The sequence below is a fragment of the Thalassospira sp. Z349TD_5 genome, from assembly GCF_056173045.1.
This window is the reverse complement of record NZ_CM149654.1, coordinates 750,884-767,432: the sequence shown is the minus strand read 5'-3', so window position 1 is coordinate 767,432 and position 16,549 is coordinate 750,884. Positions and strand designations below refer to the sequence as shown.

13 protein-coding genes are annotated in these 16,549 nt (G+C 53.1%); 2 read left to right on the top strand and 11 right to left on the bottom strand.

Features of this window, described 5'->3' with window-relative positions; all coding sequences use genetic code 11:
• Window positions 1-72: 72 nt before the first annotated feature.
• The 7 genes from AC0VXT_RS03430 to AC0VXT_RS03400 all read right to left on the bottom strand — a co-directional run bounded on the left by AC0VXT_RS03430 (window position 73) and on the right by AC0VXT_RS03400 (window position 5,952).
• Window positions 73-270, bottom strand: a complete 198-nt coding sequence (locus AC0VXT_RS03430; RefSeq protein ID WP_101304913.1) for a YqaE/Pmp3 family membrane protein — start codon at window positions 268-270, stop codon at window positions 73-75.
• 30 nt (window positions 271-300) lie between these two features.
• On the bottom strand, window positions 301-1,152 hold the full coding sequence (locus AC0VXT_RS03425; RefSeq protein WP_475547504.1) for an OmpA family protein: 852 nt from the start codon (window positions 1,150-1,152) through the stop codon (window positions 301-303).
• 483 nt (window positions 1,153-1,635) lie between these two features.
• Window positions 1,636-2,481, bottom strand: a complete 846-nt coding sequence (locus tag AC0VXT_RS03420) for an AsmA family protein (RefSeq protein WP_101304915.1) — start codon at window positions 2,479-2,481, stop codon at window positions 1,636-1,638.
• Window positions 2,482-2,665: 184 nt separating this feature from the next.
• Window positions 2,666-3,463: an exodeoxyribonuclease III gene (gene xth, locus AC0VXT_RS03415; RefSeq protein ID WP_475547503.1), complete on the bottom strand. Its 798-nt coding sequence runs from the start codon at window positions 3,461-3,463 to the stop codon at window positions 2,666-2,668.
• A gap of 78 nt (window positions 3,464-3,541) precedes the next feature.
• A complete protein-coding gene (locus tag AC0VXT_RS03410) occupies window positions 3,542-4,228 on the bottom strand; it encodes a fumarylacetoacetate hydrolase family protein (RefSeq protein WP_475547502.1) in 687 nt (228 codons plus the stop codon).
• A gap of 227 nt (window positions 4,229-4,455) precedes the next feature.
• Complete coding sequence (locus AC0VXT_RS03405; RefSeq protein WP_475547501.1) at window positions 4,456-4,818, bottom strand: cupin domain-containing protein; 363 nt, start codon at window positions 4,816-4,818, stop codon at window positions 4,456-4,458.
• 147 nt (window positions 4,819-4,965) lie between these two features.
• Window positions 4,966-5,952, bottom strand: a complete 987-nt coding sequence (locus tag AC0VXT_RS03400) for a 2-hydroxyacid dehydrogenase (RefSeq protein WP_475547500.1) — start codon at window positions 5,950-5,952, stop codon at window positions 4,966-4,968.
• A 200-nt stretch (window positions 5,953-6,152) separates the two neighbouring features.
• Between AC0VXT_RS03400 and AC0VXT_RS03395 the strand changes: the two genes are divergently transcribed.
• Entirely contained in the window at window positions 6,153-6,668 is a 516-nt protein-coding gene (locus AC0VXT_RS03395) for an SH3 domain-containing protein (protein WP_475547499.1), read from the top strand.
• 75 nt (window positions 6,669-6,743) lie between these two features.
• Here AC0VXT_RS03395 and AC0VXT_RS03390 read toward each other — a convergent pair whose 3' ends face one another.
• Both AC0VXT_RS03390 and AC0VXT_RS03385 read right to left on the bottom strand, forming a co-directional pair.
• Entirely contained in the window at window positions 6,744-7,805 is a 1,062-nt protein-coding gene (locus AC0VXT_RS03390) for a hypothetical protein (protein WP_475547498.1), read from the bottom strand.
• Window positions 7,806-8,050: 245 nt separating this feature from the next.
• On the bottom strand, window positions 8,051-9,433 hold the full coding sequence (locus AC0VXT_RS03385; protein WP_475547497.1) for a class I SAM-dependent RNA methyltransferase: 1,383 nt from the start codon (window positions 9,431-9,433) through the stop codon (window positions 8,051-8,053).
• Between the two features lie 436 nt (window positions 9,434-9,869).
• On the opposite strand from AC0VXT_RS03385, the gene AC0VXT_RS03380 reads away from it, so the two are divergent.
• A complete protein-coding gene (locus AC0VXT_RS03380; RefSeq protein WP_475547496.1) occupies window positions 9,870-12,473 on the top strand; it encodes a bifunctional diguanylate cyclase/phosphodiesterase in 2,604 nt (867 codons plus the stop codon).
• Between the two features lie 85 nt (window positions 12,474-12,558).
• Here AC0VXT_RS03380 and mgtE read toward each other — a convergent pair whose 3' ends face one another.
• The gene (gene mgtE, locus AC0VXT_RS03375; protein ID WP_022734356.1) at window positions 12,559-13,965 is read right to left on the bottom strand and encodes a magnesium transporter; all 1,407 of its coding nucleotides are present in this window, start codon (window positions 13,963-13,965) and stop codon (window positions 12,559-12,561) included.
• A gap of 158 nt (window positions 13,966-14,123) precedes the next feature.
• A complete protein-coding gene (locus AC0VXT_RS03370) occupies window positions 14,124-16,415 on the bottom strand; it encodes an NADP-dependent malic enzyme (protein ID WP_028791873.1) in 2,292 nt (763 codons plus the stop codon).
• Between the last annotated feature and the right edge of the window lie 134 nt (window positions 16,416-16,549).

The window sequence follows — 16,549 nt, the reverse complement described above, 5'->3', positions numbered from 1 at the left end:
GCAGGCCCAAAAGCCTGCCTTTACTCTATGGATTTCCACGTTCATGCATGAACACAACGTGGATCGGGTCCGTTATTCCTGACCGCCACCCATGGCGCTGCTGATTTTCTTGTCAGTGTTATACTGACTAAGCGCATAGACAGCCCAGATCGCGGCCGGAATCCAGCCCAGAAGCGTGATCTGCAAAATCAGGCAGATAATCCCGGCAAAAGGCCGCCCAATGGTAAAGAACAGTAACCAGGGCAGAAGAAGTGCGATCAAAAGACGCATGGATGAAATCCCCTTTGATGTGGGACGGCGTTACATGCCGTCTTCGAAAGTAACAGTCACGACGCGATTGCCTTGTTCGGCAACACCGTCCGCGGTTGATACCGGAACATTGGCTTCGCCACTGATGCTAATGGCAAGCTTGCTTGCCGGTACACCACCCGCACGCAATGCGCTAACAACCGCATCAACACGCGATTTGGCAAGAATGTCGTTGTACATCGCATCGCCAGCACGGTCAGCATAAGCAACCAGACTGATCATTGCCGGGTTGTATTTGGCATAGGCTTCTGCAATGCCGTCAACAACCGACATGCCTTTGCTGTCGATTTCAGATTTGTCGAACCCGAAATAGACATTCATCGGAACCGGCATTGCCATTGGCATTGCTTTGGCCACCGGGCCGGTATCAATTTCGGCCTGAACAATTGCCAGTGCCTGATAGAAGGCAGAACGGCAATTGTCGATGTCTTCCTGCTGGATGTTTTCTTCGAGTTCCTGCATCCAGCAATCGAAGCTCGTCTGCGCGCGTGCAGCAGGCGATGCTGCCTTGTTACGTCCACCACCGTCAAGTGCGGCAAGAAGGTCAGCACGGGCGACTTCAATTTCGCCCATTGAGCCTTCTGGCAAGGTACGCTCGGCAATCATCTGCGGACCACTATCCTGTCCGGCAGCGGCCATTTTCGAACGGCTGGTGAAATACCGCGCGTCGGCCCAGTCGGCCTCGTCATACTCGGCCTGTGCCAGATCGGCGTAATTCTGGTGAAGGGCTGCGTCAAAAGCCGACCCTTCGTCGGCCATGTCACGTACCCCGGGAATATTCATGTTCGCGCACGCGCTAAGAAATGCAGCGGCGGATACAACGGCAAGCAGTTTAGCTTTCATCGGTGTTACTCCTTGTCTGACCGACAATCAGGTCCCAAACCCATTTCATTATCGCGAATATGGTGGCATCTGTTTTTCCGATACCTTGCACATCCGCTATGATGGCCATTTTGGCCTTTTGTTTTTTCCGATGTCGTTCTTGCAGTCGATCAGATCATTTCCAATCTGACCCCGAATTTTGACCCGGCAAAACGCCCGGATCAAATGCCCCAAGACAACATTGTTCCTGGATATAACTATCCCTATTCAGAGATATATAGAAGTCGAATTCATGAAAAAAAGCAGTGGGATAGAGAAAATTCACATTCTCATAACACCGAACATCCGGGTTTGACCGGATACAACCAGCAATTTCCAAGCGCCCAGACCATTAGATACTCAAGATATACACCATCCATTTTTACCAATGAAAAATGGCCCGACACGTCTTTTTACGTATCGGGCCATCTTTGTTCTGATCATCTCTTGTTACGAGACGGACAATTATTCGGCCTTGTCAGAAGATCCACCAAACAGACCTTTGACAGCACCACCAAGCGCATCTGCGCCATCTTTGATCTTGCCGCCACTGCCGCTGGCGGCACCGCCAACAGCGCCCATCACGCCTTTGCTAAGGTCGCCAACGCCCTGCATCAAGCCGTCAACATTCAGGCTTGAAACCGACTTGAACACTGACGTGTTGATCGCGGTCAGGATTTCACCGGCAACCTCGGCCGGGGTGGCACCATTGTCTTCCTTGCCAACATCTTTGAGATGGATTTCCGGCAAGCCAACCGACATCTTCTTACCCTGCAAGAAGCCTGCGGAAACACTTACGTCACCATCACGGATATAAACGTTATCAATGATGACCTTTGTCCCAGATGCATTTTCCGATGAAGCATCCTCAGCACCATCAGCGCCGCCTGCACCGGTCGGCCCTGATACACGCTGAACAAAACTTTCAACATTGCGCTGAATGGTGGCGATGTTTGACGTGTTGTTGCCAAGCTCATAGGTCACGCTGGGTGCTGCAATGATAACTTCGATAACCCGAATGGTGTCGCTGGTAAGCGTCGATCCATCAAGTCGGACCGAAATATTGCCAAGCGAGAACGCGTAATCGGTATTGAACCCATCCGGGTTGCCAACAATCAACCCATTGATTGCGGCCGAATCCTGTGTGGTATCAATCGCAACGCTATCCACCGACACATCAGCCAGCGTCACACGTGTGCCCGCCTCTTCGATCGTGGATTTAACGATATTGTCGAGATTGACATACACATAAACAAGCCCTGCAACGACGATCAAAACGATCACCGTCAGACCAATCAGTATCTTTTTCATTGCCCGTATCCTGCCTTGTTTGTCACCGAAACAGTGCGCCATTCAGAAGATGGGCACAATTCCAGCCTTGTTCAACCATAAGAGTTGCGCCGTTCGACGCGACAATCAAGTTGTTTCCCATGAAAAAACAGCGGACTAGGTTTCCCATGCGCGCTGTTTTGGTATCAAAAATCGGTATCTTTTCTCAGAGATTGAACTCAACCACCACAGGTGCATGATCCGATGGCTTTTCCCAATCACGGGCCAGATCATACACCGAAGCTGTCCGGGTGGTTCCCGCCATGTTTGGCGTTATCCAGACATGATCAAGACGCCGCCCCTTGTTGCTGGCTCGCCAGTCGCGCGCGCGATAGCTCCACCAGCTAAACAGTTTTTCGGGTTCCGGCACGACTTCACGCACCGCATCAATGAAATCACCGGACTGGCGGAACTTTTCAAGGATTTCGACCTCGACCGGCGTGTGGCTAACCACACGCAGCAGCTTCTTATGCGACCAAACATCATTTTCCGATGGCGCGATATTGAAATCGCCAACCAGAACCGCTTTGCGATTTGGGTCGGTTGCCCGGCGATCGGCCCACCAGCTGGTCATTTCATCAACAAACGACAGTTTGTGTGCAAACTTCTCATTAATCGCCGGATCGGGTTCATCGCCGCCTGCCGGGATATAGAAGTTATGCAGTTCAACCCCGTTCTCAAACTTCGCCATGCAATGACGGCGGTCTTCCTTGCCACAGAAATGCTTGATGTCGGTTTCAACAAACGGCAAACGCGATACGATGGCCACGCCGTTATAGCTTTTCATCCCATGGTTATGGCGATGGACATATCCGGCGGCCTCGAATGCGTCATGCGGGAAATGCTCATCGGGGCATTTCAGTTCCTGCAAACACAGCGCATCTGGCTGCTGATCCTCAAGAAACTTAACCACCTGCTCAATGCGCAGACGAACGGAATTGATGTTCCAGCTTACAATTTTCAAAACGGGCTCCGTTTTATCTTAGTCGGGATGGTGCGGGATGGAATCGGCTTCTGACCCGAAATCCCAAAACACAAAGAACTACGTCAGCGTCACGGAAAGTTCGGCCACATCAGCAATGACCAAATCCATGCGATCCCCCCGAACAACCTGACCAACACCCTCGGGCGTTCCAGTGAACAACAGATCGCCGGGTTTCAGCTCAATCAGGGTCAACAAATGCACAAGCGCATCGACCACCGGCCAGATCATTTTTGCTGTCGTGTCATCTTGTCGGGCCGTCCCGTTGACAGACAGTTTCAAATTGGTCGCATGCGGATTGCCCGCATCGGACTTTGGCCTGATCGCTGAAACAACCGCACAACCATCAAACGATTTCGCCATATCCCACGGCAAACGGCGTTCTTTAAGGTCGGCCTGAACATCACGTCGGGTCATATCAAGCCCGGCGGCATATCCGAAAATCGCATCTTCGACGGCCGCACGGTCAAGGTCCTTGCCCCCGCGTGACAAGGCCACCACAAGTTCGCCCTCATAGTGCAAGTCTTCTGTCGCGGACGGATATGGCAAATCGCCATTCCCCACCACCAGACAATCGGTCGGCTTCATGAATATACAAGGCGGAGTATCAGACGGATCGGATCCCATTTCGCGCACGTGATCGGCATAGTTTTTACCAATGCAGAAAATGCGGTTTACAGCAAACAGTTGATCGGAATTTGCAATTGGAATGGTGGTTGGTTCGGCAGCAGGAAAAATCAAATCCATGGTGGCCTCCTTTGATCAGGATATCTTTGCCATACTGATAGCTAAGCCACGGGCAAAAGGAAATGCCCGACCACACCCAAGGGAAATAAAAACAGAACATCTCCTGCCAATTCCTGTCAGGAACCAGTAAAGACGGCCTGCCAAATCGGCAAACCGAGCAATATTCTCAAAGCTTGGTTCAAAGGATTGTTTTTAATAAAGGCCAAAAATGCAAGGCCACCCCGCCGTCACAATGCCGCGGGGACCGTCAGTACAAGAATCTTTGCCTTGTTTACAGCTGCAACACGGTAGGAAGCAGCAACACCCTGCGGGATCACGACTGTTTCACCGCTACTTAAAGTTTGCTGATCCTTGCCAACCAAGACATGCAAGCGGCCAGACAGAACTACAACAACCTTGTCAGCATGAATGTCTCTTATTTCTTGAATCCGCCACGGGCCGTTAACAACCCGAGTTTCGCCCAACAGTCCCATAAGGGCTTCAGAGGAATTGATCGCCGATGATACCGAGTTGAGATTACCTTGTCGTGACTCTTCGTGAACCGAGCCAATCACTAAGTCACGTTCAGTTCTTGTCTGCTGACATCCCATATCAAGGCTCCCATACAAGGATATATCTGTGTTCTGCAGACAACTTCTGCAGCAAGATTGAACACATCAATATCCCCAAATGAGGAGGCAACCGTATAGTACGATATTATACCTATGTATTAAATGAAAACAGCGTTCTTCATTGACCTACAACAGCCCTTCGATCACCCGATCAGGTGGAGTATGCCCATCAACGAAGGTCTTGATATTGATCAGAACCTTTTCGCCCATATCAACACGGCCCTCGATGGTTGCCGACCCCATATGGGGCAGCAGAACCGCATTTTGCAGCTCCAGCAATTTTGGACTTACTGCCGGTTCATGTTCAAAAACATCCAACCCGGCCCCGGCGATTTCGCCGTCCGACAACATCCGGGTTAAGGCTGGCTCATCAACGATTTCACCACGCGCCGTATTGACTAAAATCGCGTGTGGTTGCATCAGTTTCAGGCGGCGTGCGGACAACAAATGATAGGTTGCCGGCGTATGCGGGCAGTTGACCGACACCACGTCAACATGCGCCAACATCTGGTCCAGGCTTTCCCAATAGGTTGCATCAAGTTCTTCTTCGGTATCAGGATGCACACGGCGACGGTTGTGATAATGCACCGACAATCCAAACCCCTTTGCCCGACGCGCCAGCGCACGACCAATACGCCCCATACCGACAATGCCAAGACGCTTGCCCCAGATGCGGTGACCCAACATCAATGTCGGCCCCCACCCGGCCCAGTCACCTTTACGGATCACGCGTTCGCCCTCGGCCAAACGGCGCGACACCGACAGGATCAGCGCCATGGTCATATCGGCGGTATCTTCGGTCAGGACATCGGGTGTGTTGGTCACCGTAATGCCACGCGACCGTGCGGTTTGCAGATCGACGTGATCAACACCCGTCCCGAAATTGGCAATTAAACGCAGGTTCGGCCCCGCATGGGCAAGAACAGCCGCGTCAATCTTGTCAGTGACGGTCGGGACAAGAACATCTGCCTGTTTGACCGCATCAATCAGTTCCTGTTTGCTCATGATCGCGTCATCTATGTTAAGACGGGCGTCAAACAGTTCCATCATGCGGGTTTCAATCGCTTCCGGCAGCTTGCGGGTTACGACAACGAGCGGTTTTTTCTTGGTCATGCGCCGTTCCTATGCGGTCTTTTAACTCTTTTGCTGGCAAAATGGTCTACGTCGGGGCTTTGCACCTTGCCGCATTGCAGTGATGGCATGCCAAAAGGTACAAAAGCAAGGATTTTGACATCATTTTTGTAATTTTATTTCGCGTTCGTTTTTCGAAATACTGATGCGACATGCCGAAAAAAGCAGGGAATACCAGCAACATGCCGCGAATTTTTCGCACCTTTTTGTATCGTTTGATGGCTTTGGCGATTTTCGCAAGCCTCGCGACACCCATCGTGGCAAGCGCACAAGAATCCGGCTTACCCATTCCGCGCTTTGTCGCACTGCGGTCAGACAAGGTATTTTTGCGATCCGGGCCGGGGCTGCGATACCCAAAGATCTGGATATACCAGCGCCGCAACATGCCGATGGAAGTTGTGTCGGAATTTGATACTTGGCGCAAAGTCCGTGATTGGGAAGGCAGCGAAGGCTGGGTACATCAAAGCCTTCTGGTTGGGGCACGTCATGTGATTGTCACTGATGACACCATCACGCTGTATTCCGCCGCCGATGAAAACGCGCGCAAGATCGCGCTGGTTTCCGCCAATGTCATTGGCAAAGTCGAAGACTGCCCGGCAAGCATGAACTGGTGCCAGTTGCGCTTTGGTGATTTTGAAGGTTGGGCGCCGCGCCAAGGCTTCTGGGGCCTTTATGAGGACGAGCAGGTCGAAGGATAACGCCGTTCACTGGCATGATTTTTATGTTGCCTGAAACACGGATACTTAAACACACATGCGGCGAGTGCTCATTGATCAGGCGTCAATCGAAACCCGATTGCTTGAACCACCCGAAGATGATCCGCTGTGCGCGGATGTCCCATTGCCACCGTTGTCATATCCGGTGAACGCTGGCTGACTGCGGCTTTGCGGTGCGGTTCTTTCGCCTAGTGTCTGCTGCTGGGTAAATCCAAACGCCTGATCCTGATCGTCAGTGTTTGGTGCAAACGGATCAAAGGCATAAGGATCTTCCACCCGTTCTGGGATCGGATCAGATTTCGGTTCTGGCAGGCCAAAGCCACCAACAGTCACTGTCTGATTTTCAAGCTGGGCCGAAATATTCCCAAGATAAGCCTGCAGGTTTTCAGAAATACGCGCCTGCGTTTCTGCGGCGGGATCGCTTTGCGATGCGGCGATCTGAGCCTGCAGAACAGTATCACCGGCAACCTGTGAAATCCGGTTTTGATCCTGTGCCACGGCCAGACTACCGCGATCAGAATTGAGTGAAATTTCCCGGTCCCGCAGGGCTTCTTGCGCTTCGTCCACCAGGGTCCGTGCATTGGCAACAGCCGTATTGTCTGACAGATCAATTGACGAAAGGCCGGTCGCAAGGTCCTCGGATGCCGACGCAAAAAGTTCGACATCAATCTGGTTATCCGATGACGTACCAGAACCGTCCTGCAAGGTGATGGTCTGGTCTTCGGCCAGAAGGTTTCTGTCTTTGAAACTGCTGTTGGCGGCAATACCGTCAATATCAGCAAGATAATCTTCGATCTGGGCGGTTAACTGGGCGCGTTGCTGCTTGGAAAGGTCACTGTTTTCTTCGGCAAACTCGACCAGCGCATCAATTTCATCAAGCGCGTCACCGATGCGCGACAAATCTGTTGAGGCCTGTGACAACAGGTCACTGGCACCACCAAGCGATCCGCGCAAATTTTCAAAGGTGTAATTGGCATTGCGCAGGAAATCTGCATTGCGGTCAGAACGCAAAGAACTTTGACTGGACTGGCTGGCGTCAGAGTCGATTAACCTATTCTGCGGTGCAATCGCACGCGCAGTGTTGGTATAGATCGGAAGTTGACTACCCAGCGGTTCCATTGCTTTTCCGCACAAACAAGCCGGCAAGACAACTACATGTTGCGCAAACAAGGGTTCTGAGGAAATTCATAAACCCTTATAAACCTGACCATCCTGGTGTCCGGCGGAAATATCAACCGATAGTATAGTGTATTAGCAGAGAAAAATTAAGCCAAAATGCATAACCATGCACACCTAATCACCTAAGATGTGCATCATTCGGTCAAATTGGCCTATTCATGCGCCGCATTTTGGCGGCCACGGGATTACGTACGACGCAATAATGCAAACATTTCAAGATGCGGCGACCACAGGAACTGATCAATCGGCACAACCTGCTCAAGCTCGTACCCGCCATTGCGCAAAACACGTATGTCGCGGGTAAAGGTTGCCGGATTACATGACACCGCAATGACCCATTCCGGTCCGGTTGCCGCCAGTTGTTCTGCCTGTGACAGGGCACCTGCCCGCGGGGGATCAAACAACACCAGATCAAGGTTGCTAAGCTCATCGCCGGTTAACGGCTGGCGGAACAAATCACGTTTGATGACCTGTATCGGGCTACCAGACTGGCCCACCGCATATTGCAACAACTCCACCGCACGTGGATCACTTTCAACCGCCAAAGTTGACCGGCGTTTGCCTGCAAGTGCCAACGCAAAGGTAAAGCTTCCGATACCACAAAACAGATCGGCGACCTGACGCGGCTGTGCTTTTTCAAGTACCGATGTCACCGCAGCGACAAGGGCGTGTTCCCCTTCGCGGGTTGCCTGCAAAAAGCCGCCCGGTGGCACCGCAACATCGACACCCTGAAACCTGACAACAGGTATACGTCGGGCCGCGACAGGCTCATCGGGTTCATCACCAGTTTTCCAGCTCAGACGCGCAAGGTCATTGTCATCGGCAAACTCGGCCAGATCCTGACGCATATCAAGATCCGGGTCCTTGGCCGCATGAACGACAACATCCAGCCCGTTATCGGCCAGTGTGACGAAGACTTCCTTGATATCACGCGCATGATCGGGCGGGCAGGCCTCAAGGAACGTTACAAACGCCGCACGAAAGGCCATCAACTCAGGACGTAAAACGGCACAATCTGGAACATTCAAGACCGTGTGGCTAAATCGGCCATGGAAACCAACATGCACCCCGGTTGCCCCCACATGCACAGAAAATCCTGCGCGACGGCGACTTTGTGCCGGGGAAACTTCGACGGGTGCGACAAGCCGTTCGGCATCATCGGCGTCAAGACCGGCACGCTGAACCGCGACCTTGGCTTTTTGACGTTTCCAGTCGCGATACTGGTCGTCATCCATATGCTGAAGCGCACAGCCGCCGCATTCCTTGAAATGCGAACACCGTGGCTCATTGAAAAGCGCCGTGCGCGCGATTTCCGCGACCACTTCCGCACCATATCCATCACCGCGTTTCGACCGCAACGCCACACGAACTTCGTCGCCGGGCAAAACGCAATCGACATACACCAGAACTGATCTGCCGTCTGGTGCGCTGACATGCGCAATGCCGTCGCCGCGTGCGCCAACTTGTTCAATCGTGACCGGGGCTTCAAATCCGATCAATGGATCGCGCCGGGCTGATTGACGTTTGCGTCCGCCGCGTGCACGGGGGTTGCGCTGATGATGTTTCATAAACTCTCTCTCGGAGGTGATCTTCGCCACTTTTGACCAGGAAAAATCTCGACGGGTACCTGACGCACGCCTGAGATACACCAGATGGGCCGCTCAGAACAGGGCCGTCTGGTTAAATATACGTCCCGATTTGCATGACACCCCAGACAAATCGCCCTGCACGTAACCTTTGATCTAAAAATTAATGCGCAATTGAACGCGACCAACCCCTTAAAATCGTGTAAGAATACCCCCATAAAACACTTGTAAGTGCTTAACGCAGGGTAGAACGCTGATCATTGAATTTACAACAATGACCCGCACAACAGCGTAAAACCCTCGTCGTTTGCGCAACGTCGCAAAGATACAGAACACCTTAAATGCTCTAACGAATATTGCGCATTTGACATATTCAGGGCGGGGGGCGCCTGAATGAGATGTCGTTCTTGGGGAAGACATGGAAACTGAAAACAGACAGACGACCGAAGAAAAAGCCGCGACACAACAATCGCGCGTCAAAAGGCACGCACTGTTGGCGGCATTTCTGACCGCCGTTTTCTTCGCATCAGCAACATTCTTCTTCTGGACAGCCGCAATCGAGAACCGTCGGGCGATTTTGGCATCTGCCGCAAATATCACCGCCACCGCGATTGCCCAGCAGGTCAAACAGATTGTCGAGGCCAATCTTGGTGTTCTGGAAAGTTTTGCCGACATTTGGCAAGACGGCCCGCCCGAGGACGAACGCGCCTATCTTTCGGTTGCAACCCCGTTACAGGCCCGTTTCAGTGCCCTTCAGGCAATTAACTGGATTTCGCCAAATTACATCATTCTGTACGTCGCCCCGATCAAGGGCAACGTTCCGGCCATGGGCGCTGATTTAAAACGCCACCCTGTCGCGGGACCGGTTTTGGACATCGCACTGGATCAACGGCGCGCCCAAATCACGCCAACACTTGAACTTCTTCAAGGTGGACGCGGATTTGCCGCCTATAGCCCGGTTCTGGGACGCGATGGACAAATCATCGGCGTCATCAACGGGGCCTTTCGCATTCGGTCCATGCTTGCATCTGTCATCAATACCGAACAGGTCAATGATTACACCGTGCGCGTGCGCGAAAATGATACCGTATTGTTTGAAATCCGCGGCGAAGGTGATGACGAAACCCTTCAACATACTGCCGCAGCCGACATTGTCGGTCGCCAATGGCATATCGACGTCATTGCCGATCCGAAACTGGCAAGTGCTGGCACGACAAACCCGCAGCTGATTTTGATCCTGGGGGTTCTTGCCACCATCCTGTTTACGATTGCGATCTTTGTTCTGGCAAACCGCCAACAGGCCGCAGCGCGCCGAACCATGCATCACATCAATGCCGGTGATGACATTAATGATCTGGCGTTGTCGATTACCAAGCTTGATGGTCATTTGAAATCCATGTCACCGGAAACGGCTGATTTCTTTGACCTGCGTGAAGAAGATTACGGCTTCATCCGGTTTTACAATCTGGCCCCCGAATTCCAGTCAGACGGCAGTTCATCGCGCAGATCGCAGGAAAAAATGCTCCTCGCCATCAACCGTGGCGACGATGAAGTGCGCCGCGAATGGATTGTGCGCAGCTCCGAAGGCGTTCACGTCGTCTGTAATCTGGCGATGAAACCATCAACGGCCAATCCTGATTGTGTGGACATCACCCTGCACCACAATCCGGCGGCAAATGCGTCGGTCAACCGTCTGCGGTATCTTGCAACACATGACCCGCTGACCGGGCTTCCCAATCATGCCCTGTTTGATGACCGGCTTAATCAGGCGGTTGCGCATGCAAAACGCTATGAAAAGCTGCTGTCCGTACTGGTGGTCGATATCGACAATTTTCGCGCCGTCAATGACCGGTTTGGTGCGGATGTCGGTGATGAAACATTGCGAACCATATCGGGCCGCTTGCGCGCCACTGTGCGCGAAAAAGACAGCTGTGCTCGGTTCTCGGGCGACATGTTTGCCATCATCGCCACCGACCTTTCCGAGGCCGAAGGTGCCGCCCTTGTCGCTGAACGCGTTGTCGAAGCCATATCCCAACCTATCCAAACCGGCGGGAACGAGGAAATCCGGCTGCATGTCAGTGTCGGTGTTGCGCTGTATCCCAATGATGCCCGCGCACCGTCCCAATTGCTGGCCAATGCAGATGCGGCCATGTACCGTGCACAGAAATCAGCGGAATCGTCTTATTGCTTCTTTGTCGAGACGATGAACAATGTGATGCACGCGCGCCTGTCGATGGAAACGCAGTTACGTCGTGCTGTTGATGAAAAACGCTTTGTTCTGGAATATCAACCGCGCTATCGCACATCGGATCAAAACCTGACCGGGTTTGAAGCCCTGCTGCGCTGGATCGATGATAGTGGCAAGCGTCGCCTGCCGCCTGATTTCATCGCGGTCGCCGACCGTACCGGGCTTTTGTCGCCACTGGGTCACTGGATCATTGAAACCGTTTGCAAACAGATCGCCGAATGGCGCGATGCCGGTTATGCGCCGGTTCCGATTGCGCTGAATGTGTCCAGCCGTCAATTCATTCAGGCCGACCTGATCAAAAACATCCTCGACCTGACAGCCGAATACGAAATTGATCCGGGCATCATCGAAGTTGAGGTTTCCGAAGACATTGCCATGCGCGATCCCGAACGCGCCCTTGGACAGTTCTATCGCTTTGCCGAGGCCGGGATTGGCTTGACCCTTGATCACTTTGCCGCGGGCAATACATCCCTTCGGTATCTCAAACGGTTCCCGATCCAGCGCATCAAACTGTCAAAGTCGCTGTTTGACTTCGCACTCGATGAGCAACCTGAAAATAGCATTTTGCAGCCCGCAATCCGGCTGTGCAAAAGCCTGAACCGCAAAGTTGTCGCCGTCGGCGTCGAAACCGAAGAACAACTGGCCATGCTGAAATCAGCCGACTGTGACGAGATTCAGGGTTTCCTGTTGTCCCGGCCGGTAGATGCCTCAAAAACCACTGGCCTTTTGCCCCGGTTAAGCAACGCCGATCCGTCGCCAACCGCCAAAAGCTGATTTTCAAACACAGAAACCACCATAAAAAAACACCTGTCGGCATCCGCCTGACAGGTGTTTTTTTGCTCTTTTGCGCGAAGTCGGCCTACAGCAAAAACAGGGCTGCCAAACCAAGGAAGGCAAAGAACCCAACCACATCGGTAATCGTGGTCAAAAAGACCGATGAGGATACCGCCGGGTCAATCCCGGCACGCTCCAGACCAAGCGGGATCAAGGCACCAAACAAACCGGCAAACAGCAGGTTAATGATCATGGCAACGCCAATGACCGATCCCAGCAAGCCATCCTCAAACCAGAACCAGGTCACCCCGCCGGCCAGAAACGCAAACGCCAAGCCATTCAGGCCACACACCGCGACCTCCTTGCGGATCACACGCCATGCGTTGGTACTGGTAAGCTCACGCGTGGCAATCGCGCGCACGGCAACCGTAAGGGTCTGTGTGCCTGCATTCCCGCCCATTGAGGCCACGATTGGCATCAGGACGGCAAGCGCGACCAGTCTTTCAATCGTATTTTCAAACGCACTAATGACCATGGACGCCATGATCGCCGTGCCCAGATTGATCAAAAGCCACGTAAACCGCGACCGGGTGGTATCAAGGATCGCACTTGAAAGGTCATCTTCCTCGCCAACACCGGCAAGGCGCATCATGTCTTCTTCATATTCTTCGTCAATAACGTCAACCACGTCATCGACCGTGATCACACCGACAAGACGCCCGCTGTCATCGACAACCGGCGCAGAAATAAGGTCACGTTGACGGAACAGATGGGCGACGTTTTCCTGTTCTTCGGTCACAACGACCGTGCGCATTTCATCCGATTCCATGACATCGCGCACAAGGACCGGACGGTTGGTGCGGATCACGCGTGATAACGGCACAATCCCGACCGGGCTATAGCGCGGGTCAACAATGATGATGTCGTAAAAATCTTCCGGCAGGTTCTTTGCCGAGCGCAGGAAATCAATCGTTTGCCCAACCGACCAATAATCGGGGATCGCCACCAGCTCGCGCTGCATGATACGACCGGCGGTATATTCCGGATACGACAGCGCCTCTTCAACACGCGCGCGTTCAATATCAGAAAGCGCACCGAGAAGTTCGCGTTGCTCTTCCTTATCGAAATCCTCAATGACTTCGACCACGTCATCGGAATCAAGTTCCGAAATCGCCTCGGCAACAACATCCGTGCCAAGACGGCTGATGACCTCTTCACGCAGTTCGTCATCAAGCTCGGTCAGAAGTTCCGGGTCAAAGTCCGGCCGGATCAGATCAACAAGCTGTTCACGCTGATTGCTGCTTGCCCACCCCAAAAGGTCGGCAATATCGGCAAAGTGAAGTTCGGAAATAAGTTCGGACGCGCGCGAATGATCATCTTCGCCAAGCGCATCAAGGACTTCACGCCCATATTCAGGTGTCAGATCAACATAGTCGTCGCTGCTGGATGTGCTATCCGCAGGACGGTCGAGTTCTTCGACGTCACTTGTCATCTGCCCCTCCTGATGTGCGTGCTGGTTTTACGTCCTGCAACCTGATTGGGTTCAGACCCTAAAAATGCCGTGCCGGGGATCGATTGATCGATCTCCCGACACGGCTGTTTCTGCGCTATCACATGGCCCCGGTCAAGGGGCACAATTGCAGATAGATTTTATGCGCCTTCCTGACTGCGGGTAACCGCATCAACCACGGCAATGGCTGTCATGTTGACAATGCCACGCACCGTAATCGACGGGCTCACCACGTGGGCGGATTTCGCCGCACCGACCAAGATCGGCCCCACCGGCAAACCATCACCCAACATTTTGACCATGTTGTAGGAAATGTTGGCCGCATCAAGCGTCGGCATCACCAGAAGGTTGGCCGATCCCTTAAGCATCGAATGGGGGAAAATGCGATCACGGATCGGCTGCGAAATCGCCGCGTCCGCATGCATTTCACCTTCGATCTCAAGATCAGGTGCCTGCGTTCGAATCAGTTGAAGCGCATCACGCATCTTGCACGCCGATTTGTTTTCGTGACTGCCAAAGTTGGAATGCGAAATCAACGCCGCCTTTGGCGTAATCCCGAACCGTTTGACCACGTCGGCGGCCATAATCGCGGTTTCCGCAACATGCTCAGGGGTCGGATCAACCGACACATACGTATCGGTCAGGAAGAACGTCCCCTGTTTCATGATCATCATGTTGACCGTGGAAAAATCGGTCACACCTTTGCGCAAACCCACAAGGTTGCGGACATAGCGCAGATGACGCAGGAAACCGCCCTGACAGCCACACAGCATCGCGTCAACTTCGCCACGGCGCAGCATCAGGGATGCAATCACGGTTGGACGTGTCCGGACAATCGCACGGGCATATTCCGGGTTGATCCCGCGACGGCCCATGATGTTGTGGAAGTCCTGCCAATCCTGTTCGAAATGCGCATTGTCGTCCGGATCGTGAATTTCGATCTGCTCATCTGGCACGATGCGCAGGCCAAGCTCGGTAATCCGTTCAAGAATGACACTGCGACGCCCAATAAGCACTGGGTGGCAAATGCCGTCATCGACAAGGACCTGACAGGCCTGAAGCACACGGCGCGATTCGCCCTCGGGATAGACAACGCGTTTTTTATGCGCACGCGCCATATCAAAGACCGGCTTCATCACCAGACCGGACCGGAAGACAAAGCCTTCAAGCTGCTGGCGATAGGCATCAAAATCTTTGATCGGGCGTTTGGCAACACCACTGTCCATCGCTGCCTTGGCCACGCGCGGCGGAATTTCGATCATCAAACGCGGATCAAACGGTTTGGGGATCAAATATTCCGGCCCGAATTTAAGTTCCATGCCGCCATAGGCGGTTGCGACAATGTCCGATACCTCGGCCTTTGCCAGATCGGCAATGGCGTGCACCGCGGCAATCTTCATTTCCTCGTTGATCTCGGTCGCACCAACATCAAGTGCCCCACGGAACAGGAACGGGAAACACAGAACGTTATTCACCTGATTGGGATAATCGGTACGTCCGGTGGCCATCACCGCATCGGGGCGGATTTCCTTGACCAGTTCAGGGGACACTTCCGGGGTCGGGTTTGCCAACGCCATGATAATCGGGCCTTCGCCCATCTTGCGAAGCTCTTCCTCACCCATGACGTTTGGTGCCGAAAGACCAAGGAAAATATCAGCCCCTTCGATCACATCGCTTAGCGTACGGGCATTGGTTTCAATGGCATATTCGTCTTTCCACGGGTCCATTTCATCTTTACGGCCCTTGTACACCACACCAAAACGGTCCGTGACCGTGATGTTGTGTTTGGGAAGCCCCATGGACACCAGCAAGTTCAAACACGCCAAGGCGGCCGCACCGGCCCCCGACGTCACAAGGCGGACCTTGTTGATATCCTTGCCCGTGACACGCAAACCATTAAGGACGGCTGCGGCAACGCAAATTGCCGTGCCATGCTGATCATCATGGAAAATCGGGATGTTGCAGCGTTCGCGCAGGGCTTTCTCGATGATGAAGCATTCCGGCGCCTTAATGTCTTCGAGGTTAACCCCCCCGAAAGTCGGCTCCAGTGCGGCCACAATATCGATAAATTTCTGCGGGTCGGTCTCGTCAACTTCAAGGTCAAAGACATCAATATTGGCGAACTTCTTAAACAGAACCGCCTTGCCTTCCATAACCGGTTTGGACGCCAGCGGACCAATCGGCCCAAGACCAAGCACCGCCGTCCCGTTGGAAATCACGCCGACCAGATTGGCACGCGCGGTATATTCCGCTGCGGTTTCCGGGTCTTTGACGATTTCCTCACAGGCGAATGCCACCCCCGGCGAATAGGCCAGCGCAAGATCGCGCTGGTTCGCAAGGGTCGTGGTTGCTGTTACGGACAATTTCCCCGGGGTGGGATACCGGTGATAGTCCAAAGCTGCTTCGCGCAGCTTGTCATTTCGATTTGCCATTATAATACCTTTTAATCTCAGGTATTTACATTAATTAACCATCAAGTGGTTAAATCCTGATAATTCATTTTAGTGGGATATACAGACTAAAGCAGTTTCCCATACGTTTGAAGCATTCAGTGTGTCGTTCCGCC

Excerpts from the sequence above, each read along its gene's own strand:
- AC0VXT_RS03395 (WP_475547499.1), top strand. The coding sequence starts at position 6,153 with ATGCCGCGAATTTTTCGCACCTTTTTGTATCGTTTGATGGCTTTGGCG.
- AC0VXT_RS03405 (WP_475547501.1), bottom strand. The coding sequence starts at position 4,818 with ATGGGATGTCAGCAGACAAGAACTGAACGTGACTTAGTGATTGGCTCG.
- AC0VXT_RS03380 (WP_475547496.1), top strand. The coding sequence starts at position 9,870 with ATGGAAACTGAAAACAGACAGACGACCGAAGAAAAAGCCGCGACACAA.
- AC0VXT_RS03390 (WP_475547498.1), bottom strand. The coding sequence starts at position 7,805 with ATGGAACCGCTGGGTAGTCAACTTCCGATCTATACCAACACTGCGCGT.
- AC0VXT_RS03370 (WP_028791873.1), bottom strand. The coding sequence starts at position 16,415 with ATGGCAAATCGAAATGACAAGCTGCGCGAAGCAGCTTTGGACTATCAC.
- AC0VXT_RS03420 (WP_101304915.1), bottom strand. The coding sequence starts at position 2,481 with ATGAAAAAGATACTGATTGGTCTGACGGTGATCGTTTTGATCGTCGTT.
- AC0VXT_RS03410 (WP_475547502.1), bottom strand. The coding sequence starts at position 4,228 with ATGGATTTGATTTTTCCTGCTGCCGAACCAACCACCATTCCAATTGCA.
- AC0VXT_RS03400 (WP_475547500.1), bottom strand. The coding sequence starts at position 5,952 with ATGACCAAGAAAAAACCGCTCGTTGTCGTAACCCGCAAGCTGCCGGAA.
- mgtE (WP_022734356.1), bottom strand. The coding sequence starts at position 13,965 with ATGACAAGTGACGTCGAAGAACTCGACCGTCCTGCGGATAGCACATCC.
- AC0VXT_RS03430 (WP_101304913.1), bottom strand. The coding sequence starts at position 270 with ATGCGTCTTTTGATCGCACTTCTTCTGCCCTGGTTACTGTTCTTTACC.
- AC0VXT_RS03425 (WP_475547504.1), bottom strand. The coding sequence starts at position 1,152 with ATGAAAGCTAAACTGCTTGCCGTTGTATCCGCCGCTGCATTTCTTAGC.
- AC0VXT_RS03385 (WP_475547497.1), bottom strand. The coding sequence starts at position 9,433 with ATGAAACATCATCAGCGCAACCCCCGTGCACGCGGCGGACGCAAACGT.